The organism is Pseudomonas khorasanensis (assembly GCF_014268505.2).
Lineage (GTDB): Bacteria > Pseudomonadota > Gammaproteobacteria > Pseudomonadales > Pseudomonadaceae > Aquipseudomonas > Aquipseudomonas khorasanensis.
In genome coordinates this window covers 156685-180113 of record NZ_JABWQP020000009.1, presented here as the reverse complement: position 1 = coordinate 180113, position 23429 = coordinate 156685, and the positions used below count along the sequence as shown (strand labels likewise).

The 23429-nt window shown below is 58.5% G+C and carries 20 protein-coding genes, 4 tRNA genes and 1 pseudogene; 7 read left to right on the top strand and 18 right to left on the bottom strand.

All coding sequences use genetic code 11. The features are described from left to right. Positions 1-21 precede the first annotated feature (21 nt). On the bottom strand, positions 22-882 hold the full coding sequence (locus HU727_RS18840) for a LysR substrate-binding domain-containing protein (protein ID WP_186534235.1): 861 nt from the start codon (positions 880-882) through the stop codon (positions 22-24). Positions 883-995: 113 nt separating this feature from the next. On the opposite strand from HU727_RS18840, the gene HU727_RS18835 reads away from it, so the two are divergent. Next, a complete protein-coding gene (locus HU727_RS18835; protein ID WP_186534236.1) occupies positions 996-2105 on the top strand; it encodes a 2-aminoethylphosphonate--pyruvate transaminase in 1110 nt (369 codons plus the stop codon). A gap of 80 nt (positions 2106-2185) precedes the next feature. Continuing rightward, positions 2186-3013, top strand: a complete 828-nt coding sequence (gene phnX / locus HU727_RS18830; protein ID WP_186534237.1) for a phosphonoacetaldehyde hydrolase — start codon at positions 2186-2188, stop codon at positions 3011-3013. Positions 3014-3098: 85 nt separating this feature from the next. On the opposite strand, the gene HU727_RS18825 is transcribed toward phnX, so the two are convergent. Further along, positions 3099-3695: a hypothetical protein gene (locus HU727_RS18825; RefSeq protein WP_217847136.1), complete on the bottom strand. Its 597-nt coding sequence runs from the start codon at positions 3693-3695 to the stop codon at positions 3099-3101. 235 nt (positions 3696-3930) lie between these two features. On the opposite strand from HU727_RS18825, the pseudogene HU727_RS18820 reads away from it, so the two are divergent. Continuing rightward, positions 3931-4005: pseudogene (locus HU727_RS18820) on the top strand (cytochrome B); the annotation flags it as partial. Positions 4006-4008: 3 nt separating this feature from the next. Here HU727_RS18820 and HU727_RS18815 read toward each other — a convergent pair. Next, positions 4009-4935 (bottom strand): 1-aminocyclopropane-1-carboxylate deaminase/D-cysteine desulfhydrase, encoded by a 927-nt coding sequence (locus HU727_RS18815; protein WP_186534240.1) that lies wholly within the window; start codon positions 4933-4935, stop codon positions 4009-4011. A gap of 121 nt (positions 4936-5056) precedes the next feature. After that, the gene (locus HU727_RS18810) at positions 5057-7096 is read right to left on the bottom strand and encodes an NADPH-dependent 2,4-dienoyl-CoA reductase (protein ID WP_186534241.1); all 2040 of its coding nucleotides are present in this window, start codon (positions 7094-7096) and stop codon (positions 5057-5059) included. Between the two features lie 207 nt (positions 7097-7303). Between HU727_RS18810 and HU727_RS18805 the strand changes: the two genes are divergently transcribed. Both HU727_RS18805 and HU727_RS18800 read left to right on the top strand, forming a co-directional pair. Then, positions 7304-8434 carry a carbon-nitrogen hydrolase family protein gene (locus HU727_RS18805; RefSeq protein ID WP_186534242.1) on the top strand — a complete coding sequence of 377 codons (1131 nt, stop codon included), beginning with the start codon at positions 7304-7306 and terminating at the stop codon, positions 8432-8434. Between the two features lie 3 nt (positions 8435-8437). Beyond that, on the top strand, positions 8438-9478 hold the full coding sequence (locus HU727_RS18800; protein ID WP_186534243.1) for an AraC family transcriptional regulator: 1041 nt from the start codon (positions 8438-8440) through the stop codon (positions 9476-9478). Positions 9479-9902: 424 nt separating this feature from the next. Here HU727_RS18800 and HU727_RS18795 read toward each other — a convergent pair whose 3' ends face one another. The 12 genes from HU727_RS18795 to HU727_RS18740 all read right to left on the bottom strand — a co-directional run bounded on the left by HU727_RS18795 (position 9903) and on the right by HU727_RS18740 (position 20645). After that, complete coding sequence (locus tag HU727_RS18795; protein WP_186534244.1) at positions 9903-10769, bottom strand: DUF2242 domain-containing protein; 867 nt, start codon at positions 10767-10769, stop codon at positions 9903-9905. A gap of 92 nt (positions 10770-10861) precedes the next feature. After that, entirely contained in the window at positions 10862-11149 is a 288-nt protein-coding gene (locus HU727_RS18790; RefSeq protein WP_186534248.1) for a LysR substrate-binding domain-containing protein, read from the bottom strand. Between the two features lie 97 nt (positions 11150-11246). Next, positions 11247-13118 carry a SurA N-terminal domain-containing protein gene (locus HU727_RS18785; RefSeq protein ID WP_186534245.1) on the bottom strand — a complete coding sequence of 624 codons (1872 nt, stop codon included), beginning with the start codon at positions 13116-13118 and terminating at the stop codon, positions 11247-11249. Positions 13119-13345: 227 nt separating this feature from the next. After that, positions 13346-13618 carry an HU family DNA-binding protein gene (locus HU727_RS18780; protein WP_003183171.1) on the bottom strand — a complete coding sequence of 91 codons (273 nt, stop codon included), beginning with the start codon at positions 13616-13618 and terminating at the stop codon, positions 13346-13348. Positions 13619-13767: 149 nt separating this feature from the next. Continuing rightward, complete coding sequence (gene lon, locus HU727_RS18775) at positions 13768-16164, bottom strand: endopeptidase La (RefSeq protein WP_186534246.1); 2397 nt, start codon at positions 16162-16164, stop codon at positions 13768-13770. 162 nt (positions 16165-16326) lie between these two features. Beyond that, a complete protein-coding gene (clpX, locus tag HU727_RS18770) occupies positions 16327-17610 on the bottom strand; it encodes an ATP-dependent Clp protease ATP-binding subunit ClpX (RefSeq protein ID WP_007951558.1) in 1284 nt (427 codons plus the stop codon). Positions 17611-17723: 113 nt separating this feature from the next. Beyond that, positions 17724-18359, bottom strand: a complete 636-nt coding sequence (gene clpP, locus HU727_RS18765) for an ATP-dependent Clp endopeptidase proteolytic subunit ClpP (RefSeq protein WP_007951559.1) — start codon at positions 18357-18359, stop codon at positions 17724-17726. A gap of 92 nt (positions 18360-18451) precedes the next feature. Continuing rightward, entirely contained in the window at positions 18452-19762 is a 1311-nt protein-coding gene (gene tig, locus HU727_RS18760; RefSeq protein WP_186534247.1) for a trigger factor, read from the bottom strand. A gap of 402 nt (positions 19763-20164) precedes the next feature. Continuing rightward, positions 20165-20240 (bottom strand) — tRNA-His (locus HU727_RS18755). A gap of 77 nt (positions 20241-20317) precedes the next feature. Beyond that, a tRNA-Leu gene (locus HU727_RS18750) sits at positions 20318-20402 on the bottom strand. Between the two features lie 57 nt (positions 20403-20459). After that, a tRNA-His gene (locus HU727_RS18745) sits at positions 20460-20535 on the bottom strand. A 33-nt stretch (positions 20536-20568) separates the two neighbouring features. Then, positions 20569-20645, bottom strand: a tRNA-Arg gene (locus tag HU727_RS18740). Between the two features lie 275 nt (positions 20646-20920). On the opposite strand from HU727_RS18740, the gene folD reads away from it, so the two are divergent. Together folD and pbpG are read left to right on the top strand one after the other, a co-directional pair. Next, positions 20921-21775 carry a bifunctional methylenetetrahydrofolate dehydrogenase/methenyltetrahydrofolate cyclohydrolase FolD gene (folD, locus tag HU727_RS18735; protein ID WP_186533427.1) on the top strand — a complete coding sequence of 285 codons (855 nt, stop codon included), beginning with the start codon at positions 20921-20923 and terminating at the stop codon, positions 21773-21775. 229 nt (positions 21776-22004) lie between these two features. Continuing rightward, entirely contained in the window at positions 22005-22943 is a 939-nt protein-coding gene (gene pbpG / locus HU727_RS18730; RefSeq protein WP_186533428.1) for a D-alanyl-D-alanine endopeptidase, read from the top strand. Between the two features lie 53 nt (positions 22944-22996). Here pbpG and HU727_RS18725 read toward each other — a convergent pair whose 3' ends face one another. Continuing rightward, a complete protein-coding gene (locus HU727_RS18725; RefSeq protein WP_186533429.1) occupies positions 22997-23203 on the bottom strand; it encodes a hypothetical protein in 207 nt (68 codons plus the stop codon). Positions 23204-23215: 12 nt separating this feature from the next. Continuing rightward, entirely contained in the window at positions 23216-23422 is a 207-nt protein-coding gene (locus tag HU727_RS18720) for a DUF6021 family protein (protein ID WP_186533430.1), read from the bottom strand. Between the last annotated feature and the right edge of the window lie 7 nt (positions 23423-23429).

Below are 23429 nucleotides of genomic sequence, written 5' to 3'. Positions count from 1 at the left end.
GACCGAACGATCCGCCGGATTTCAAGCAGGCGCCAGATCAAAGAACGCCTGAATCAGGCGCAACTCGCGCCGCCGCTCCATGCAACCGATCATGTGCCGGTTCACCAGCCCTTCTCCCGCAATCGGGATCGCCACCACGCGCGGGTCATGGCTGACTTCCACCGACGACACCACGCCGACGCCCAGCTCGGCGGCGACGGCTTCGGTCACCGCTTCCCGGCTGTCCAGCTCCAGCAACACCCGAGGCTGACTCAACGCCTGTGCACAGGCCTCGTCAAACGTGCGTCGGGTGATCGAACTCGGCTCACGCAGGACCATGATCACCTGGTCGAGTTCTTGAAGTTTTACCTCGCCCGAACGCGTTGCCCATGGGTGCGCTGCCGGCACCAGCGCGCAGATCCGCGACTCGCTCAGCGCTTGCAGGTGCAGGCCCTTGCGCGGTTCGACTTCAGTCAACACCGCCACGTCCGCGTGCTCCGACAACAGCGCCGCCAGCGTTTCCTGGGCATTGCCCAGACGCAGGTTCACGGTGATCCCCGGATAGCGCGCGCGCAGACTCGCCAGCATTGGCATGACCATGTGCGGGCCGTCTGCCGCCACCTCCAGCCGCCCGGTCAATAACTGCCGGTTAGCCTCAAGAAGCGTCTGGGCTTCTTCGGCCAGACCGAATATCGCCCGGGTGATCGCCGCCAGTTTGGTGCCCTCCTCGGTCAGTTCCACCCGGCGCGCAGTGCGCCGCAGCAGGGTGATTTGATAGTGCTCCTCCAGCGCCTTGATGTGCCCGGTGACCGCAGGCTGGCTGATAAACAAACGCGCAGCGGCGCGCGTAAAGCTGCCTTCTCGCGCCACGGCATCGAAGGCGCGCAGCTGAAACAGGTTCATGAATAACCCTCGCTGATGGCTGGCATAACAACAAACAATTTGATTGATGAATCCGCAAATTGCAACGTATGTCCCGTAGCTTCATTCCACAGCGTTATCGCGAGGACACACGAATGAGTACCGCCGCACCGATTTTGCTCACTCCCGGCCCGTTGACCACTTCAGCCCGCACCCGTCAGGCAATGATGGTCGACTGGGGCTCGTGGGATGACCGCTTCAATCAGCTGACCGCCAGCGTTTGCGAGCAATTGCTGGCAATCCTCAACGGCGCCGCCAGCCACGACTGCGTGCCGTTACAGGGCAGCGGCACTTTCGCTGTCGAGGCTGCCATCGGCACGCTGGTGCCGCGCGACGGCAAAGTGCTGGTGCTGATCAACGGTGCGTACGGCAAGCGTCTGGCAAAAATCTGCGAGGTGCTGGGCCGCTCGTTCAGCACGTTCGAAACCGCTGAAGACGAACCGACCACCGCCGCCGACGTTGACCGTCTGCTGCGCGCCGACCGCGACATTACTCACGTTGCGCTGATCCACTGTGAAACCAGCACCGGCATTCTCAACCCGCTGGCGCAGATCGCCCAGGTGGTCGCGGAACACGGCAAGCGCCTGATCGTCGACGCCATGAGTTCCTTTGGCGCACTGCCGGTGGATGCGCAAAAAGTGCCGTTCGATGCACTGATCGCCGCGTCCGGCAAATGCCTTGAGGGCGTGCCCGGGATGGGGTTCGTCTTTGCCCGCAAAGAATCGCTGGCCGCCGCCGCCGGCAATTCGCAGTCACTGGCGATGGACCTGTTCGACCAGCACGCCTACATGATGAAAACCGGGCAGTGGCGCTTCACCCCGCCGACCCACGTGGTCGCGGCGCTGCACGAAGCGCTGCTGCAATACAGCGAAGAAGGTGGCCTGCCAGCGAGGCATGCGCGCTACGCCGCCAACTGTGAGGCACTGATGGAAGAAATGGCCAAACTGGGGTTGCGCAGTTTCCTGCCGACGGCGATTCAAGCGCCGATCATCGCGACGTTCCATGCGCCGCAGGATCCGCGTTATCAGTTCAAGGACTTCTATGAGCGGGTCAAAGCCCGTGGCTACATCCTCTATCCCGGCAAACTGACTCAGGTCGAAACCTTCCGCGTTGGCTGCATCGGCCACGTCACCCCGGACGAAATGCGCCAGGCCGTGGCAGCGGTGGGTGAAGTGCTGCGCGAGATGGAAGTGCTGGAAATCTAATCCCAACCCAGATCCCGTGGTAGCGAGCAGGCTCGCCCCCACATTTTGAATTGCATCACCAACACAGGATTTTGCTGATCATGAACTACACCCATCCAGGCAAGCTACAAGCCGCCATCCTTGACTGGGCCGGCACCGTGGTCGATTTCGGTTCGTTCGCGCCCACCCAGATTTTCGTCGAAGCCTTCGCCGAGTTTGACGTGCAAGTGTCCATCGAAGAAGCCCGTGGGCCGATGGGCATGGGCAAGTGGGACCACATTCGCACGTTGTGCGACCAGCCGCAGGTTGCGGAGCGTTATCGCAAAGTGTTCGGCCGCACGCCGACCGACGATGACGTCACCGCGATCTACAACCGCTTCATGCCACTGCAAATCGAGAAGATCGCCGAGCACTCGGCATTGATTCCCGGTGCGCTGGAGACCATTGCCCAACTACGCCAGCAAGGGATCAAGATCGGCTCCTGCTCAGGCTATCCGAAACCGGTAATGGACAAAGTCGTCGAACTGGCTGCCACCAATGGCTACGTCGCCGATCACGTGGTCGCCACCGACGAAGTGCCGAACGGTCGCCCATGGCCGGCGCAGGCGCTGGCCAATGTCATTGCACTGGGCATCGATGATGTCGCGGCATGCGTGAAGATCGACGACACCGTACCGGGCATCCTCGAAGGCCGCCGTGCCGGGATGTGGACGGTCGCGCTGATCTGTTCGGGTAACGCGCTGGGCCTCGATTACGAAGGCTTCCGGGCGCTGGGCAGCGACGAACTGGCCACAGAACGCAAGCGCATCCACACACTGTTCGCAGGGTCACGCCCGCATTACATGATCGACACCATCAGCGATCTGCCACAAGTGATCGCCGACATTAACAAGCGCCTTGCCAACGGCGAGATGCCACAAAGCGCTTGAGACTGAAAACGAAAACACCGCTGATCATAAATAATCAGCGGTGTTTGTTATCTATTTAAAAACCAGGACAACGCTCGGCAACTATTCACTCCGAAATCAGGTTGCCCTGCGCATCGTATGCAAGGCCATCGGGGTATTTGATACTTCCATCGGGCAACTTTTCAGTTCCATCTTCCCAAACAATACGGCCATCCGGGTATTCAACAGTATTATCGGGCCAGATGATCCGCCCGTCCGGATACTCTACCCTGCCATCCTGATGTTGAATGATGCCGTCGGGGCGCTTGATCGAAGTGTTATCGACGCCAACCACGCTACCGTCAGGCAGTGTGGTGGAACCATCGCCATTCACTGTCGCGCCGATCGTCTGGATCAGCGCTATCAAGGCCAGCGGATCAACAGCAATGTTGATGATCGGCCATGGCATAGGCGGTCGCTTGGTGCCGACCGGTGTGGTCGGCACCACTGGTTTGGTAGGGGCTACTGGCTTGGTCGGGGCCACTGGCTTGGTTGGTGTTACCGGCTTGGTAGGAACAACCGGTTTGGTTGGCACTACGGGCTTGGTCGGTGTCACCGGTTTGGTTGGCGCTACTGGCTTGGTCGGTGTCACCGGTTTGGTCGGGACCACAGGCTTTGGCGGCGTGGTTGTGGGACGAGGCGGCTTCCGGATCGGACTCTTCATATTCATACTTCCTTTTATGCTTATATTAAAAAGACTTTAGATCTTTATATCTTTAGACCAACTAAAGACCCGACCAGACTTTAAATACTCCAAACAAACTAATCAAACAAAAAGCAAACACAAGATATAAACAACACAAAGTTACACCAAGCGAAAAACTTACTGCACAACTTCAAAAAAAATAACCAAAATAAAACCGAACCTGGACCACCTCCGTCGTTGCAAACAACATCTCGCGCTCCAGGGGCTTTATCACCATTACGTGGTGCGCAATAACACCCTGCTGCGGATGATGCCCAAATGCGGTTGAACCTCACGGCGTCACAATAAACCCGCGTCGCCCTTGCAGGCCGCCCGTGTGGATGAAGATCAAACGGGTGCCGACGGCGAATCTGCCCGACTCGACATATTGCTTGAGCGCCAGCAGTGCCTTGCCGGTGTACACCGGTTCCAAAGGGATGCCGCAGGCCTGTTCGGTCTCCTCAATGAAGGCCAGCAACGTCGGGTCAACCCTGGCGAAGCCGCCACGGCTGGCGTCAATCAGATGATAGTCCGCCACAGGTTGGGCGGCCTGGTTGAGGATCGACTCGATGTTTGGCGCTACGCCGTGATCGTCCGGCACTGCCAGCGCACCATACAGCGCGTGCATGCCCTTCTCGGCAAGCGCCAGACCGGCCAGTGTCGTGCCGGTGCCGCAGGCCAGCCACCAGGCAGTGAAATCCTCCCAGCCCAGATTCGCCAATTGCGCATCGACCTGCTGCCTGATCGCTGCGCACCCCAGCGCGCCCGCCAATCCGCCACCGCCCTCGGGCACCGTGTGCAGGTTCGGGTAACGCGCCTGCCACGGCGCCCAGAACCCCGGCTCATGCCGCGCGCGGTAACCGCCGTAACCCAGCCAATGCAATTGCATGCCGAATGCCTGCAGATCCTGCACCGTCGGCGTGTCCTGCGGATGCCCGCGCAGCAGCCCCACGGTTTTGAAGCCCAGTCGCTTGCCCGCCGCCGCCAGCGCGTGCAAATGATTGGAGTGCGCGCCGCCGAGGCTGATGATGCCGTTGGCGCCGGAACGCTCAGCGGCGTTGAGGTGTTCGGCGAGTTTGAACCACTTGTTCCCGCTGACCAGCGAGTCGATCAGGTCGAGGCGCAGAACAGCGACTTCGATGCCGGCGGTTGTCAGCCATTCCAGATGAAGGCGTTCAAGGGGAGCCTGGGTTAGCCAGTTGGGGGAAGGCAAAAGCATGAGCACTGCATAATCTGGAAAAGATCACATACTAGTGGGAGCTGCCGCAGGCTGCGATCTTTTGATCTTGTACCGAACCCAAGATCAAAGATCGCAGCCTGCGGCAGCCTACAGACTGTGTTTACAGTTCAGCCGCCAGGCGCGAGCCCTGATTGATCGCCCGCTTGGCGTCCAGCTCCGCCGCGACATCCGCGCCGCCGATCAAGTGCACATTCTGGCCGGCCTCAACCAGGCCATCGTGCAACTCACGCAACGGATCCTGCCCCGCGCAGATGACGATGTTATCCACTGCCAGCAGTTGCGGTTCGCCGGTTTCACCAATACGGATGTGCAAACCTTCGTCGTCGATGCTCAGGTATTCCACGCTGTTGAGCATCTGCACCTGCTTGTTTTTCAAACCGGTGCGATGAATCCAGCCAGTGGTCTTGCCCAGGCCGTCGCCGACCTTGGTTTTCTTGCGTTGCAACAGAAACACCTCGCGGGCCGGTGCATGCGGCGCCGCCTTGATGCCGGCCACGCCACCTCGCGCTTCAAGTTGCGTGTCGATGCCCCACTCTTTCCAGAACGCCGCGCGGTCCAGACTGGTGGCTACGCCTTGATGAACGAGGAATTCCGACACGTCAAAACCAATCCCGCCAGCACCGATCACCGCGACGCGCTTGCCGACCGGTTTGCGTTCGAGGATTACATCCAGATAACTCAGCACTTTGGCATTATCAACGCCCGAAATCGCCGGCATGCGCGGTGCAATGCCGGTGGCGAGGATAATTTCGTCGAAGCCGCCCGCAACCAGCTTCGCCACGTCGACGCGGGTGTTCAGGCACACCTCGACGTTCGTGGTCTGCAGCTTGCGTTTGAAGTAACGCAGCGTTTCGAAAAACTCTTCTTTGCCCGGCACGCGCTTGGCGATGTTGAACTGCCCACCGATCTCGCTCGCCGAATCGAACAGGGTCACTTGATGACCTCGCTCGGCGGCTACGGTTGCGGCAGACAAACCCGCAGGACCGGCACCGACCACGGCGATTTTCTTGATCTGCTGCACCGGCAGGTAGTTGAGTTCGGTCTCGTGGCAGGCGCGAGGATTGACCAGGCAACTGGTGAGCTTTCCGCCAAAGGTATGGTCCAGGCACGCCTGGTTGCAGCCGATGCACGTGTTGATTTCGTCGGCGCGGCCTTCGGCCGCCTTGTTTACAAAATCCGCGTCGGCGAGAAACGGCCGCGCCATCGAGACCATGTCAGCATCGCCTTCGGCAAGGATCTGCTCGGCGATTTCCGGGGTATTGATGCGGTTGGTGGTGATCAGCGGAATGCTGACCGAGCCACGCAACTTGGCCGTGACCTTGCTGAACGCCGCACGCGGAACCTTGGTGGCGATGGTCGGGATCCGCGCTTCATGCCAGCCGATACCGGTGTTGATCAGCGTCGCGCCTGCCTGCTCGATGGCTTTGGCCAGGGTGACGATTTCATCCCAGGTGCTGCCCCCTTCGACCAGATCGAGCATCGACAGGCGGAAGATGATGATGAAGTTCGGCCCGACGGCTTCGCGCACGCGGCGAACGATTTCCACCGGCAGGCGCATGCGATTTTCGTAGCTGCCGCCCCAGCGGTCGGTACGGTGGTTAGTGTGCGCCGCCAGGAACTGGTTAATGAAATAACCTTCCGAGCCCATGATCTCGACACCGTCGTATTCGGCGGACTGCGCCAGCACCGAGCAGGTGACAAAATCGCTGATCTGCTTCTCGATGCCTTCTTCGTCCAGTTCTTTGGGTTTGAACGGATTGATCGGCGCCTGGATGGCACTCGGCGCGACTTGCTTCGGGCTGTAGGCATAACGGCCGGCGTGAAGGATCTGCATGCAGATCTTGCCGCCCGCCTCATGCACCGCACGGGTGACGATGCGGTGCTTGAGCGCTTCTTCTTCGGTGGTCAGCTTGGCCGCGCCGGAATACACGCCGCCCTCATCGTTCGGGCCGATCCCGCCGGTGACCATCAGGCCGACACCACCACGGGCACGTTCGGCAAAGTACGCCGCCATGCGCTCGAAACCGCCGGGCTTTTCTTCCAGGCCCGTGTGCATCGAGCCCATCAGGGTGCGGTTGCGCAGCGTGGTGAATCCCAGGTCCAGCGGGGCCAACAGGTGCGGGTAATGAGCGGCGGTCATCGGTAACTCCACAACGAGCGATCACGGAAAATTGCGGGAGCTCTGCGTCCCCCATTGGTCATGTTCGACAGACTAAGAGTCGCTTCGCTGTCACTCAATGACCGTAACTGACAACTTATTGATCCAAATGCGCAACGCCCCTTGGCAACCCGGGCCATGGGCCCTACCCTAGTCGCCACACCCTGTACCCGGCTGTTGTTGGTTTTCATGCGCAAACTTCTGTATCTGTTTTTCTCCATGGCCCTCGTTGCCGCCCTGACCACCCACGCCATGTGGGCGGCAGACCGACCTGCGGGGCACTACCTGTCGGACCTGCGCATCAAACTCGCCGTCGATCACGGCACGCCCGCCGACCGAGGCAACCTGCTGGGCATCCAGCCCGAACTGTTCCCGACCGATTATCAAAGCCCGGCGCGCCTGCACCGCAAGCTCGCGGCCTACCTTCAGCATGCCCGGGACCAGGGCTTGCTCAACGAAAAAACCGTGGTGGTGCTGCCGGAGCACATTGGCACCTGGCTGATGATCAGCGGCGAGAAAGATGAGCTGTATCAGGCACCAACCCTGGCTGAAGCAATGAACTGGCTGGCGGCCAGCAATCCATTGCTGTTCGCCCGAGCCTGGGTCAGCGCCAAAGGCGAGCGGCGACTGGACGACGCGCATCTGCGCATGAAGTCCAAAACCATGGCCCGGGATTATCAAGCGCTGTTCGGCGGCCTGGCCAAAGAATTCCAGGTGACCCTGGTAGCCGGTTCCATTGTGCTGCCGGAGCCGAGCATTCGCGACGGTCAGCTCAAACCCGGCAGCGGCGCGCTGTTCAACAGCAGCGTGGTGTTCGGCCGCGATGGCTTGCCACTGGGTCAGCCACAACGGCAGATGCATCCGATTTTCGACCAGCGCGATGTGATCCAGGCCGAAGACAAGCACGCTATCCACGTCGTCGACACGCCCGCCGGGCGCCTCGGCGTCCTGATCGGCAGCGATAGCTGGTATCCGGTCAATTACCGCACGCTCGATGAGCAAGGGGCGCAACTGGTGGCCGTGCCGGCGCAAGTGATTGGACAAGGCGCATGGGACAAGCCGTGGCGAGGCTACAAGGGTTCAAGCACGCCGGGGTCCATCAGCCTCAAGCCCGGCGACCTCAGCGAAGGGCAGGCCTGGCATCGACTGACCCTGACCGCGCAACCGCCGAGCAACCACGCCATTGCCGGCGTCAGCGTGTTCATGCGCGGGCAGTTCTGGGATAAACCAAGTACCGGAAGAAGCTTCCTCAGCAGCAACGGCCAGCAGTTCGCCGATGGCGAGGCCCGTGGTGCGCGCTTGCTGAACGTCTGGCTGTAAACCATGAAGCCGCAGCCGATGCGCCTCGGGGACCTGTCGGTAGGTTTCGTTCACAGCCTTGCCGATGCAGTGCGCAGCCACGATGTCGATCCGCTGCCGTTATTGGAGCAATATGGCCTCGATGCCGCCCGGCTGGCCGAAGCCGGCGCTCGCTTGTCTATCCCGCGTTACATGCGCCTTGGGCATGCGGCCATTCAGGTGACCGGGGACCCCGCCCTGGGCCTGCGTATGGGGCGTCTGATCCGCCTCAATCAGGCTGGTCTGGCGGGCATCACCGCCGCCCAAGCGCCCACGGTTCGTGAGGCAGCGCGTTGTCTGACCCGCTTTGAGCCGCTTTACGGTTCCAACTATCGCGGTCAATCCAGTTTCAATGAGGACGCCAACGGTGCCTGGCTGCGCTTCTATTCGATCAGCCCGTACAACGCCTATAACCGCTTTGTAGTCGATTCGATTCTCGCCGGTTGGCTACACCAGTTGTCGAGTGTGTGCAGCGAAGTGCTACGCGCCGAACGGATCGAAATCGAGTTCGACGCGCCGCAATATCGGGAGGCTTACACGGTGCTTGGCGACTGCCCGATCCAGTTCGGCGCCGAACGCAATCAACTGCGCCTGAGCCAGAGCAGCCTGGCCCTGCGCAATCGCGAGCATTGCCCCAGCACCTGGCGGCACCTGCTCCAACTGTGTGAAAAGGAGCTGGAGCAGCTAACCCGCACCCGCAGCCTGCGCGAACGCATCACCCAACTGCTGGGGCCCTTGCTCAATGGCGGCCGGGAGCCTGACCTTGAAGAAGTCGCGGCACGCTTGAAACTGCCGACCTGGACCTTGCGGCGCAAACTCGCCGAGGAAGGCACCCAGTTTCGCGCGATCCTCAATGACACCCGCCGTGACCTGGCGATGACCTACATCCGCGACACCGAACTGGCGTTCGGTGAAATCGCCTATCTGCTGGGCTTTGCCTCAGCCGAAGCCTTCCAGCGCGCATTCAAACGCTGGAGCAGCCAGACGCCGGGTGAATTTCGTCGCGGTTATCGCTCCGGAGCGTAACCGGCAAGCGAACGCAAAGCACAGCCAAACGCTTGAAGCTCACAGCTCGGTTGCGTCGTCCGCCGGTTCTGGCTGGTCCAGTTCGTAGGCCTGGTATTCGAGCAGTTCTTCCTGATACTCATCCATCGTATTAATCCCCCACTACTCGCTATGAAAACGGCCTGATCAATCGACCTGTGCCCCGAGCATAAAGTGCCCGTGTGAAGGAAAAGTGAAACGCGGCCTTCATGGATAAAACGTAGCAGATGGTTTGGGATTTATCGCGGCGACAGGCTCGGGGGGAATGTAACCAGATCTTTACCCAGCTCAGAAACCACAGTGGGAGCGAGCCTGCTCGCGAAGACGGCGTCTCAGTCGACACAACTGTCGACTGATATACCGCTTTCGCGCGCAGGCTCGCTCCCACTGGGTTTCGCTGAAGTCTTTATTGGCCCGACGCAGGCATCGCCGGAATCGGCTCGGACGGTGGTGGAATATCCGGATTGGTCGGCGGTGTGATGATTTCGCTGGCCGGAGCAGGTTCTTCAACCGGCGCTGGCGCAGGCGTGATCGGCGCCGACTCTGGCGGCGGCACCACCGGCTCCGAGCTCACCGGCGCAGCTTCGGCAGGGGCCGGTGCAGGCTCCGCCGCCGGCGCAGGCGTTGCAGCCGGTTCCGCCGCAGGTGCTGGTGCCAGCGGTGCGGGCACAACCGCTGGCGCCGCTTTCGGCTCGGGCACCCCGAGATCGGTTTTCGGTTTTTCTTCGATATGCGCAGCCTTCTTCGCATCGGCTGGCAGGAACTGCTCGACCAGGGTGAAGAAACGCTCGTAGAACTTCTGCGCGATCACCGTCTCGCTGGCGACCTTGACCATCGAATCGTCAGAAGAGCCGATCGGCATCGACACCGAACCCAACACGCCAACCCCGAGGCTGGCCGAGTTGTTGGTCTTCTTCAACGCATAACGGTCCTGCAGGGCGTTGGCGAACACCGTCGCGTGATGCCCGGCACTGCCGTCTTCGGCGCAGACCACGTTGAAGCTGATCTCGAGGTGCGTCTCGCCGGTCTGCTGGAAACTCTTGTGACCGCTGACCAGTTTCGGGTCGCTGCTGGTAATGATGTAGCCCTGGCTGAGCAGCGCGCGGCGGGCCGCTTCGCAGCTGGCCGTGTCGCTTACCGGATAATTGCGCGAAAACGTGCCCGAATCATCGAAGTTCTCATGCTCATAGATCGGCTTGTCCTTCGAACAACCGGCTACCGCAGTCAATAACAGCGCCAGCCCGACAACACGCATGGGGGTGAAAATCAACATTGAACATCCTGAGGGAAAACAGTCCGGGGCGTATTGTGCAACAGATCGCAGCCCCATGGCGCATGGATTAGTGTCAAGAATCAGTTACAACTTTACCGGTCATGTCCGGAAGGAAAAAGCCTCAACGACAAATGATCGACCAGCGCGCGCAATTTAGCCGTAGCCTGTCGGCTGGAGGGCCACAATACCCAAAACTGCCCGGCGTGCTCCATATGCTCGTCGAGTATCCGGCGCAAGCGACCTTGCCGGACGGCGCCCTGAACCATGAAGTCCGGCAAACAGGCGACCCCCATCCCGGCCAGCACCGCATGCTGCACCGCTTCGATAGACGTACTGACCAGACGCACCGGCAAAATCCGCACCACAGGCCGCTGACACAGCGCAGTCGATGCTGGTCGGCCCTAAGGCCGCCAAGCCCAAAAACGAAAAAGCCCCGACCAACCAGGCCGGGGCTTCTCCAACAAACTCAATCAGCGATCAAAACCGTTCGATCTCAGCCTGAGCTTCCAACTGCTTGCGATAAGCCGCGAAATCCTGCTGCCCCTCACGGGAAGCCAGGAAACGACGATATTGCGCCTTCTCCTCGTCCGTCGGCGCAGCCGCTTCATTGACGCCGTTCAGACGCACAATCATCAGACTACCGTCCGGCAGCGTGACGCTTGCAAACGTCGGCTTGTCCTTGGCAGCCGGTTTCGGCATGCGGAACAGCGCCTGCAGCACGGCCGGTTCAACACCTTCCTGACCACGGGTGGCCGCTTCGGTGGTTTTCCAGCTCTGTCCGTCAACTGCCTTGTCCAGCGGTGCCTTGCCGTCACGCAGGTCAGCGATCAGCTTCTCGGCGCGGGTCTTGGCCTCGGCACTTGCGTGCTCTTTGGTCAGCTGAGTGCGAATGGCAGCGTTCACGCTTTCCAGCGGCAATTGCGCAGGCTTCAGATGCTCTTTGGCACGCAACACGATCACGGTCTCGGGGTCCAGCTCGATGGCGGTGCTATTGGCACCCTCATCAATCACTTCCGGACTGAATGCAGCTGTGACCACGGCACGGTTGGCCGCAACACCTTCACCACCCTCGCGACCGAAAGGCTTGGAGGTGTGCACGGTCAGTTTGAGATCCGCTGCTGGCTGAGCCAGGTCAGAAGCTTCGAACGCGGAGTCTTCCAGTTGCTTGGTCGCTTCAACGAAACGCTGCTCGACCTGGGCGGCTTTCAGCTCGCGGGTCAACTTGTCCTTCAGGCTGGCCAGGGTTGGCACTTCAGGCGCTTCCACGCCCAGCAGCTTGATCAAGTGGTAACCGAAGTCGGTACGAATCGGCTCGGACACCTGGTCTTTCGACAAGGCGTACAACGCTTTCTCGAAGGCTGGGTCATACACGCCAGGACCGGCATAACCGAGGTCACCGCCGTTGTTGGCCGAACCCGGATCCTGCGAGAACTCCTTCGCCAGCGCTTCGAATTTCTCGCCCTTGGCCAGACGCGCCTGGACTTCGTCGATCTTCGCCTTGGCCTGCGCTTCGGTGGTCTTGTCATTCACCTCAATTAGAATGTGCGCGGCACGGCGCTGTTCCGACAGGTTGGCAATCTCTTTCTGATACGCCGCCTCCAGATCTTCATCCTTGACCGCGACCTGATCGAAGAACGAAGACTTTTTCAGCTCGACGTAATCAATGATCACCTGGTCCGGGGTCATGAACTCCTTGGCGTGTTCATCGTAGTAAGCCTTGACCTCGTCGTCGCTCAGCTTGACCGCAGCCGGATCGGCCTTGACGTTCAGGGTGGCGAAGTCGCGGGTCTGTTTTTCCAGACGGGCGAATGCCAGCACTTCTGTGTCGGTGACGAAACCGCTGCCCGCCACACCGGCGCGCAGTTGGCCGATCAGCATTTCCTGAGCCAGCATCTGGCGGAACTGCATGCGGCTGTAACCCAGTTGACGGATTACCTGGTCGAAACGCTCGGAGCTGAACTTGCCGTCCACCTGGAATTCAGGCGTCTGCAGGATCACCTGATCCAGCGCGGCTTCCGAGAATGAGAATTTCGACTGCTCGGCGCCTTGCAGCAACAGCTTGCGATCGATCAGGCCCTTGAGCGCCGATTCGCGCAGCATTTTTTCATCGAGCAAGGAAGCATCGAAGTCCTTGCCCAATTGTTGCATCAGCTGACGGCGTTGCATGTCAACGGCCTGGCTCAGCTCGTTCTGGCTGATTTCTTCACCATTGACCTTGGCCGCCTCATTCTTGTGAGTCGTGGCCTGGAAAATGGCGTCGAAACCGGTCAGAGCCATCAGTGCAACGATGACCCCGATGATGGTCTTGGCAATCCAGCCTTGTGAATTGTCCCTGATATTCTGCAGCATGCGTCCCCCAGAAACGGTTGAACTTCAATTTAGGCAACCGTGGAGCGTGGGTAGAATCCGGATAGAAGAAAGGCGCATCCGAGGATGCGCCTTCTCGTAACTGGCGGAGCGGACAGGGCTCGAACCCTCGATCCCGGCGTTACAGGCGCCTGTTTCAGCGACCTGCTCTACCGCTCCGCTGCCAAGTCAGGCTTGACCCCGACCCGGATGGGTAAAAACGTGGAAACTTAGTTAACAGCTTCTTTCAGCGCTTTACCGGCTTTGAAACCTGGCTTCTTGGCAGCCGGGATTTCCAGAGTCTTGCCGGTCTGAGGGTTACGACCGGTACGCGCCGGACGATCAGTCACGGAGAAAGTACCGAAACCAACCAGAACAACAGAGTCGCCAGCCTTCAGAGCGCCAGTGACGGATTCGATTACAGCGTCCAGCGCACGGCCAGCAGCAGCTTTCGGGATATCAGCGGATGCAGCGATAGCATCAATCAGTTCCGACTTGTTCACTCTAAGTCCCCTTATATCTATTTTGAGATGTTTCTAAGTTTTTTGGTGAAAGCAAAAACGAGTGCTGAATGGCCTACAGACACTTAAGAGCCGCTTTATAACAAGGGCTCTAAAATGCTGTCAAGGAAAGCCCCCCAGGCTAAAACGTATTAATGCGTGCTAATTCTTTCCTTAGCATCAGACTCGCGTTTTTCGTCCTTGGCAACTATCTCCGGAGCCACATCCGGCAAGGGCTCCGGCGCGTATTGCAGCGCAATTTGCAGGACCTCGTCAATCCATTTAACCGGTTTGATCTGCAGATCCTGCTTGATATTGTCAGGAATCTCCTTCAGATCGCGGACATTCTCTTCCGGAATAATCACAATCTTGATTCCGCCACGATGAGCCGCCAGCAGTTTTTCTTTCAGACCACCGATCGCCAGTACCTGGCCACGCAGGGTGATTTCGCCGGTCATGGCAACATCGGCGCGCACCGGAATACCGGTCAATGCCGACACCAGCGCCGTGCACATGCCCACCCCAGCGCTAGGACCGTCTTTGGGCGTCGCGCCTTCCGGCATGTGAATGTGGGTGTCGCGCTTCTCGTGGAAGTCCAGCGGAATGCCCAGGCTCTTCGCCCGGCTGCGTACGACGGTCTGTGCGGCAGTGATCGATTCGACCATCACATCGCCCAGCGAACCGGTCTTGATCAATTGACCTTTGCCCGGAATCACTGCGGCTTCAATGGTGAGCAACTCGCCACCAACCTGAGTCCACGCAAGGCCTGTCACCTGACCAACCTGATCCTGCTGCTCGGCCAGGCCGTAGCGGAATTTGCGCACACCCAGGAAATGCTCGAGCAGCTCTGCTGTCACTTTCACCGAGAAGCGTTTTTCCATCGCATGCTCTTTGACGGCCTTGCGGCAGACTTTTGCGATCTGTCGCTCAAGGCCACGCACGCCCGCTTCACGGGTGTAGTAACGGATGATGTCGCGGATCGCTTCCGCGTCGAACTCCAGCTCGCCCTTCTTCAGACCGTTCGCAGCGATCTGTTTTGGCGACAGGTATTTAACAGCGATGTTGATCTTCTCGTCTTCGGTGTAGCCCGGCAGACGGATGACTTCCATCCGGTCCAGCAACGCTGGCGGGATGTTCATCGAGTTGGAGGTGCACAGGAACATCACATCGGACAGGTCGTAATCGACTTCCAGATAGTGATCGTTGAAGTTGTGGTTTTGCTCCGGATCGAGCACTTCCAGCAACGCCGACGCTGGATCGCCACGCATGTCGCTGCCCATTTTGTCGATTTCATCGAGCAGGAACAGCGGGTTACGCACGCCCACCTTTGTCATCTTTTGAATCAATCTTCCCGGCATCGAACCAATGTAAGTCCGACGGTGGCCACGAATCTCAGCTTCATCACGTACGCCACCCAAGGCCATACGAACGAATTTACGATTGGTGGCATGAGCAATCGACTCCGCCAGCGAGGTTTTACCGACACCTGGCGGGCCGACCAGGCACAACACCGGGCCACGAATCTTTTTCACGCGTTTTTGCACAGCGAGGTATTCAAGGATGCGTTCCTTGACCTCTTCGAGGCCGTAGTGATCGGCGTCGAGAATGTCTTCTGCACGGGCCAGGTCGAGGCGCACTTTGCTCTGCGCCTTCCACGGCACTTGTACCAGCCAGTCGATGTAGGAGCGCACCACGGTGGCCTCAGCCGACATTGGCGACATTTGCTTGAGCTTGTTCAGCTCCGCAGTGGCCTTGGCCAGAGCGTCTTTTGGCAGGCCGGCAGCATCGATGCGCTTCTTCAGCTCTTCGATCTCGTTATGACCTTCATCGCCGTCGCCGAGCTCCTTCTGAATGGCCTTCATCTGCTCATTCAGGTAGTACTCGCGCTGGCTGCGCTCCATTTGCTTCTTGACGCGGCCGCGAATGCGCTTTTCAACCTGCAGCAGATCGATCTCGGCATCCAGCAACGCGAGAACGTGCTCGACACGCGCCGACAGATCAATGATTTCGAGAATTTCCTGCTTCTGCTCGATTTTCAGCGCCATGTGCGCGGCCATGGTGTCGACCAGGCGTCCCGGCTCATCAATGCTGTTGAGCGATGACAGGACTTCAGCCGGGACCTTCTTGCCCAGCTGGACGTATTGTTCGAACTGCGACAGCAGCGTGCGCACGAAGACTTCAGATTCGCGCTCGGCCGCATCGACTTCTTCGATGAGCGAGACTTCGGCACGGCAGTGGCCGTCGACTTCGCTGAAGCGCTCCACTGTACCGCGCTGCTCGCCTTCGACCAGAACCTTGACGGTGCCGTCAGGCAGCTTCAGCAGCTGCAGAACCGTGGCGATGGTACCTACGCGATAGAGAGCCTCTTCACCCGGATCATCGTCAGCCGGGTTTCTCTGGGCCAGCAGCAGAATCTGCTTGTCGCCCGTCATCGCGGCCTCGAGGGCTTCGATGGATTTCTCGCGCCCCACGAACAGCGGGATAACCATGTGCGGATAAACCACGACATCACGCAATGGCAGGAGAGGCAATTCGATGGTTGTCTTCATGATTTCGCCTCTACGGCGGCCATATGGCCGTAATCAGATGGAATTAAGCTTGAAACCAAGATGGGGGCTGCCTTGAAAAAAAACAAGCGCAAAGCGGATGTAAAAAACGACATAAAAAAAAGAGGCCCGAAGGCCTCTTCCTTGTTGCAGCGCGGTGGACACTTACGCGTCCGGCGCTGCCTTGGCCGCAGGCTCACTGTTTTCGTAGATATACAGTGGCTTGGACTTGCCCTCGATGACGCTTTCATCGATGACGACTTTGCTCACCTCGGACTGCGAGGGGATTTCGTACATCGTGTCGAGCAACACGCCTTCGAGAATCGAACGCAGGCCGCGAGCACCGGTTTTACGTTCCAGTGCACGCTTGGCGACCGATTTCAGCGCGTCGGAGCGGAATTCCAGATCTACGCCTTCCATCTCGAACAGCTTGGCATACTGCTTTGTCAGGGCGTTTTTCGGCTCGGTGAGGATCTGCATCAGCGCAGCCTCGTCGAGCTCGTCCAGCGTCGCGAGGACCGGCAGACGACCGACGAATTCCGGGATCAGACCGAACTTGACCAGATCGTCAGGTTCGACTTCACGCAGGGATTCACCGACTTTCTTGCCCTCTTCCTTGCTCCGCACTTCGGCATTGAAGCCGATGCCGCCTTTGGTGGAACGATTCTGAATGACCTTTTCCAGACCGGAGAACGCACCGCCGCAGATGAACAGGATGTTACGAGTGTCGACCTGCAGGAACTCCTGCTGCGGATGCTTGCGGCCACCTTGCGGCGGTACCGAAGCGACCGTGCCTTCGATCAACTTGAGCAAGGCCTGCTGCACGCCTTCACCGGAAACATCCCGGGTGATCGACGGGTTATCGGACTTGCGGGAAATCTTGTCGATTTCGTCGATGTAGACAATACCCATCTGGGCTTTCTCTACGTCGTAATCGCACTTTTGCAGCAGCTTCTGAATGATGTTCTCGACGTCTTCACCCACGTAACCGGCCTCGGTGAGGGTGGTTGCGTCGGCAATGGTGAACGGAACGTTAAGCAAGCGGGCCAATGTTTCGGCCAGCAGGGTTTTACCGGAGCCTGTCGGGCCGATCAGCAGGATGTTGCTCTTGCCGAGTTCGACGTCGTCAGCCTTTTTGTCACGTTGGTTAAGGCGCTTGTAGTGGTTGTACACCGCTACGGCCAAAACCTTTTTCGCGCGCTCCTGACCGATGACGTACTGGTCAAGGATGCCGCTGATTTCTTTAGGCGAAGGCAATTTATGCGCGCTGCTTTCGGCCTGGGCTTCCTGCACCTCCTCGCGGATGATGTCATTGCACAGGTCGACGCACTCGTCGCAGATAAAGACCGAGGGGCCGGCAATCAATTTGCGCACTTCATGCTGGCTTTTGCCACAGAAGGAGCAATAGAGCAGCTTGCCGTTGTCCTCGCCGTTGCGGGTGTCAGTCATTCGTTCGATCCAAATCCGATAGGCTTGCAACACAAGATGAAGGCTATTGCGGGCTTTTTCAAGCCCGCTGCTGATCGGACTCGCCGATCAGGCCTGTTTTGCGCTGCTTAATTTTAAGCTGGACGCTGGTTGATCACTTCGTCGATCAGGCCGTATTCCTTCGCAGCTTCGGCACTCATGAAGTTGTCGCGATTGGTATCGCGCTCGATTTCTTCCAGAGTACGGCCGCTGTGCTTGGCCATCAGCGTGTTCAGACGCTCGCGAATGAAGAGGATTTCCTTGGCGTGGATTTCAATGTCCGACGCCTGGCCCTGGAAGCCGCCCAGTGGCTGGTGAATCATCACGCGCGAGTTCGGCAGGCAGAAACGCTTGCCCGGTGCACCTGCGGTGAGCAGGAATGCGCCCATGCTGCACGCCTGACCGATGCAGGTAGTCGACACGTTCGGCTTGATGAACTGCATGGTGTCGTAGATCGACATGCCTGCTGTCACCGAACCGCCCGGCGAGTTGATGTACAGATGGATGTCCTTGTCCGGGTTTTCCGCTTCAAGGAACAGCAGTTGCGCACAGATCAGGTTGGCCATGTAGTCCTCTACCGGGCCGACCAGAAAGATCACTCGCTCCTTGAGCAGGCGCGAGTAGATGTCGTAGGCGCGTTCGCCACGAGCGGACTGCTCTACAACCATCGGGACCAGGCCGCCTGCGGCCTGGATATCAGAGTTCTGCTGAATATAAGAATTACGGAACATGCTCTGCAGTCGCTCCCAAATAGTTATGTCTTGAATACGCATAAGCCAGCTCGAGAGCTGGCTTATGGTGTGCACTTCTAACGCAAAATCAATCAGTCGGCTGCTGGAGCTTCTACCGGCTTGACTGCTTCTTCGTAGGAGACCGATTTGTCGGTCACACTAGCTTTCTGCAGAACAGTATCCACAACTTGTTCTTCCAGCACAACCGAACGCACTTCGTTCAGCTGCTGCTCGTTTTTGTAGTACCACGACACGACCTGCTCTGGCTCCTGATAAGCGGAAGCCATTTCCTGAATCATTTCGCGAACGCGAGCTTCGTCAGGCTTCAGATCGAATTGCTTGACCACTTCAGCAACGATCAGGCCCAGCACTACACGGCGCTTGGCTTGCTCTTCGAACAGCTCGGCCGGCAGTTGGTCTGGCTTGATGTTGCCGCCGAACTGCTGAACAGCCTGCACGCGCAGACGGTCAACTTCGTTGGACAGCAGAGCCTTTGGCACTTCGATCGGGTTGGTGGCCAGCAGACCATCCATTACCTGGTTCTTGACCTTGGATTTGATCGCCTGACGCAGTTCACGCTCCATGTTCTTGCGAACTTCGGTGCGGAAACCGTCGATGCCGCTTTCCTTGATGCCGAATTGAGCGAAGAACTCTTCGTTCAGCTCAGGCAGCTTAGGCTCGGACACGGTGTTGACGATCACGGTGAACTCGGCGGTTTTGCCAGCCAGGTCCAGGTTCTGATAGTCCTCTGGGAAGGTCAGGTTCAGAACGCGCTCTTCGCCGGCCTTGGCGCCAACCAGACCGTCTTCGAAGCCCGGAATCATGCGGCCGGAACCCAGTACCAGCTGAGTACCCTTGGCGGAGCCGCCAGCGAACACTTCGCCGTCAACCTTGCCAACGAAATCGATGTTCAGTTGATCTTCGTTCTTGGCGGCACGATCAGCCACTTCGAAACGGGTGTTCTGCTTGCGCAGGATGTCGAGCATCTTGTCCAGATCAGCGTCAGCGACGTCAGCGCTCAGGCGCTCAACAGTGATGCCTTCGAAACCGGCGACGGTGAATTCAGGGAACACTTCGAATACGGCAACGTATTCCAGGTCCTTGCCTGCTTCGAGGGATTTTGGCTCGATCGAAGGCGAACCCGCCGGGTTCAGCTTCTGCTCGACAACCGCCTCGTAGAAGGACGACTGGATAACATCACCAACAGCTTCCTGACGAGCATCAGCACCGAAACGGCGCTTGATTTCGCTCATTGGCACTTTGCCTGGACGGAAGCCAGCAATCTTGGCCTTTTGGGCAGTCTGCTGCAGACGCTTGTTGACCTGAGTCTCGATGCGCTCAGCCGGCACGGTGACGCTCATGCGGCGCTCGAGAGCAGTAGTATTTTCAACAGAAACTTGCATGGATATTCCTCGTTGCACAGACGTTAGCCGGCCGTTTCCGACCCCAGAATCAAGGGCATGCATTCTAGTGGGTCAAACTCAAGAAGTCACCCTACTGAAAACGGGTAAAAAAACAGCAGGCATTTTATTGGGACCGCCGCACGAATGCGGTGCGCTCCACAGGCGAATACAACCGATCGCTTCAGAGCTGCACTTCAACGCTTCTATATATAGAAGGGAAGTACAAACGCGCCCAGAATGGCCATTTCCATCAAACAGGAATGACAAGCAGCGCAGCCTGATCAACACCCGAAAATGCGACGAACCGCCCTGCCCCACGACCAGAAACCGGTTAATACCGGGTTCAAAACCGCTAAAAACAAAAAAGGCGCCAGACTGTTAAATCTGGCGCCTTTCGAAATATGGGGTGGACGATGGGGATCGAACCCACGACAACGGGAGTCACAATCCCGTGCTCTACCAACTGAGCTACGCCCACCATATTGCGTAACAAAAAAGCCAAACAAACTTCTTTGTTGAAACTTCATCGGGCCGTGGCACGAATGAAGCTTTATTTGGTGCGGATGAAGAGACTCGAACTCTTACGCCTCGCGGCGCTGGAACCTAAATCCAGTGTGTCTACCAATTCCACCACATCCGCAGATGATGCTTTTAAAGCAAAGGCGCCAGACTGTTAAATCTGGCGCCTTTCGAAATATGGGGTGGACGATGGGGATCGAACCCACGACAACGGGAGTCACAATCCCGTGCTCTACCAACTGAGCTACGCCCACCATATCGCGCTACTTGTGCCAAAGCTGCCTGAATGGCGCACCCGGCAGGACTCGAACCTGCGACCATCCGCTTAGAAGGCGGATGCTCTATCCAGCTGAGCTACGGGCGCCTTGTTAATCTGTACTCTTAAAGGACTACAAACTAAGTGCTTTCCAGTGTTGCAGAACCTTGATTCCGCTTCACCTTCTTAACCAGTGCTAGGCTGTGCCCGACAAGTGCGACGAATAGTATAGAGGGCTCCAAAGGTCGTCAAATCCTTTTTGAAAAAAATTCATTTAATTAAAGGAGTTAGCGGAATTTGCTGACCAAGCGCCTTTGCCCTCACCGCTCGACATGCGAGAATGCGTTCTCATTTTTTCCCCTCTCGATGGTTAATCACGCGCAATGACTGCACAACTAATCGACGGCAAATCGATCGCCGCCAGCCTGCGCCAGCAGATCGCCCAACGGGTTGCCGAGCGTCGCCAGCAAGGCCTGCGCACTCCCGGCCTCGCGGTGATCCTGGTCGGTAGCGATCCTGCCTCTCAGGTTTATGTCTCGCACAAGCGTAAAGACTGTGAAGAGGTTGGCTTCCTCTCTCAAGCCTACGACCTGCCTTCCGAAACCACGCAAGACGCGCTGACCGATCTGATCGACCGTCTCAACGATGACCCGGCGATCGACGGCGTTCTCCTGCAACTGCCGCTGCCGGAACACCTCGATGCGTCGAAACTGCTGGAACGCATCCGCCCTGACAAAGACGTCGACGGCTTCCATCCGTACAACGTCGGCCGTCTGGCCCAGCGCATTCCACTGCTGCGTCCATGCACCCCGAAAGGCATCATGACCCTGCTGGAAAGCACCGGTGCTGATCTTTACGGGATGGACGCCGTAGTGGTCGGCGCGTCCAACATCGTCGGCCGTCCGATGGCGATGGAACTGTTGCTGGCCGGCTGCACCGTCACCGTGACGCACCGTTTCACCAAGGATCTGGCCGGTCATGTCGGCCGTGCCGATCTGGTCGTCGTCGCTGCGGGCAAGCCAGGCCTGGTCAAGGGTGAGTGGATCAAGGAAGGCGCGATTGTGATCGACGTCGGCATCAACCGTCAGGACGACGGCAAATTGGTCGGTGACGTCGTTTACGAAACCGCCCTGCCCCGCGCCGGCTGGATCACTCCGGTGCCGGGCGGCGTCGGCCCGATGACTCGCGCCTGCCTGCTGGAAAACACCCTCTACGCTGCAGAAACCCTGCACGTCTGACCGGTTTTTTCCGCGTTATCTAAACCCCGCCTTGTGCGGGGTTTTTCATGCCTGTGAAAAAACTTCAACCGTTCGCCGGAAACCCCTCTTTTTACAGGCCTTTTCACGAGATTTTCAGGTCCTTCAAACAACCATCGACAGATCTTCAGCCATACTCCTAGAATGCGACGCTTTGAAGAAATAACCCGTTACAAACTAACGGAATTCCAACCTTTATGAGTTCGCCCGCGTGAAAATTCGTCTCTCGATTCTGAGCCTGTTTTTTGCTGTCACAGGCACATTCGTCACGCCATCAATCAACGCTGCGGAAACCACCGCTGTCCCACGTGATGCTTCGACCTTGAAGATCGCCTCGGGCAGCGCCCTGCTCATGGACATGCAGACCAACAAAGTCATTTATTCCAGCAACCCTGACGTCGTTGTGCCGATCGCTTCCGTCAGCAAACTGATGACTGGCCTGGTGGTGGTTGAAGCCCGGCAGAACATGGACGAATGGATCAATGTCGATATCAGGAACACTCCGGAAATGAAGGGCGTGTTCTCTCGGGTCAAACTCAAGAGTGAACTGCCGCGCCGCGAGATGCTGCTGATCGCCTTGATGTCCTCGGAAAACCGCGCCGCCGCGAGCCTCGCGCACCATTATCCGGGCGGTTATGCAGCATTTATCGCGGCGATGAATGCCAAGGCCAAGGCGCTGGGCATGAACAGCACGCACTTTGTCGAGCCGACCGGCCTCTCGGAGCGCAACGTTTCCACCGCCCGCGACCTGAGCAAACTTTTGGTCGCCGCGCACAAGCACCCACTCCTTGTCGAATTGACCACCACCAAGGAAAAGACCGTTGCTTTCCGCAAGCCCAACTACACCCTGGGCTTTCGCAATACCGATCACTTGGTCAATAAAGCCGACTGGGACATCAAGATCACCAAGACCGGTTTCACCAACCCGGCCGGCCATTGCCTGGTGCTGGTGACGAAGATGGGCAACCGTCCGGTTGCACTGGTGATCCTTGATGCGTTTGGCAAATACACCCATTTTGCCGATGCCAGCCGTATCCGCAGCTGGGTGGAAACCGGGCGCAGCGCCAGTGTTCCTGCGGTGGCCCAGCAATACAAAGCCGACAAGAACCTCAAGAGTCGCCAGAGCGGCGTGGTCGAAGCCGCGAAGTAATACCGCCGCAATGAGAAAGCCCCGAATCTTCGGGGCTTTTTTTCGTCTGCACGTCAGTCGTTGGGCAGCGGCATTCTGTCGTCGTCGGGGATGCCATCGCCGGCGCTCGGCTCCGGCGAAACGTCCGGCGTCAACACGTTGGGACGGGCCAGCGGATCGCGCAGCGGGCTGTCCGGATCAAACACGGGATCAACCTCCGGTTCCGGCGTGGTCGGCACGCTGTCGGGTTTCTGGTCATCGAAGCTTGAGTCGGTACTCATACGCACCTCGCATCAAGGTTTCAGATCGCCTAGCGGATCGTAAGGCTTGGCCGGCTTCTTCGGGTCTTCACCGGGCTCGACATCCAGCGGCGCTTTCGCAGGGCCGACGGGATCGACCTGTGGATCGTCGACATCCGGCGAATCCGGGTCGAATCCCAGATCATCGCCAGAAGAGTGCTCGGATGAATGTGGGCCTTTCTGGGTTGGGGAATCTGCCATGTTGCCT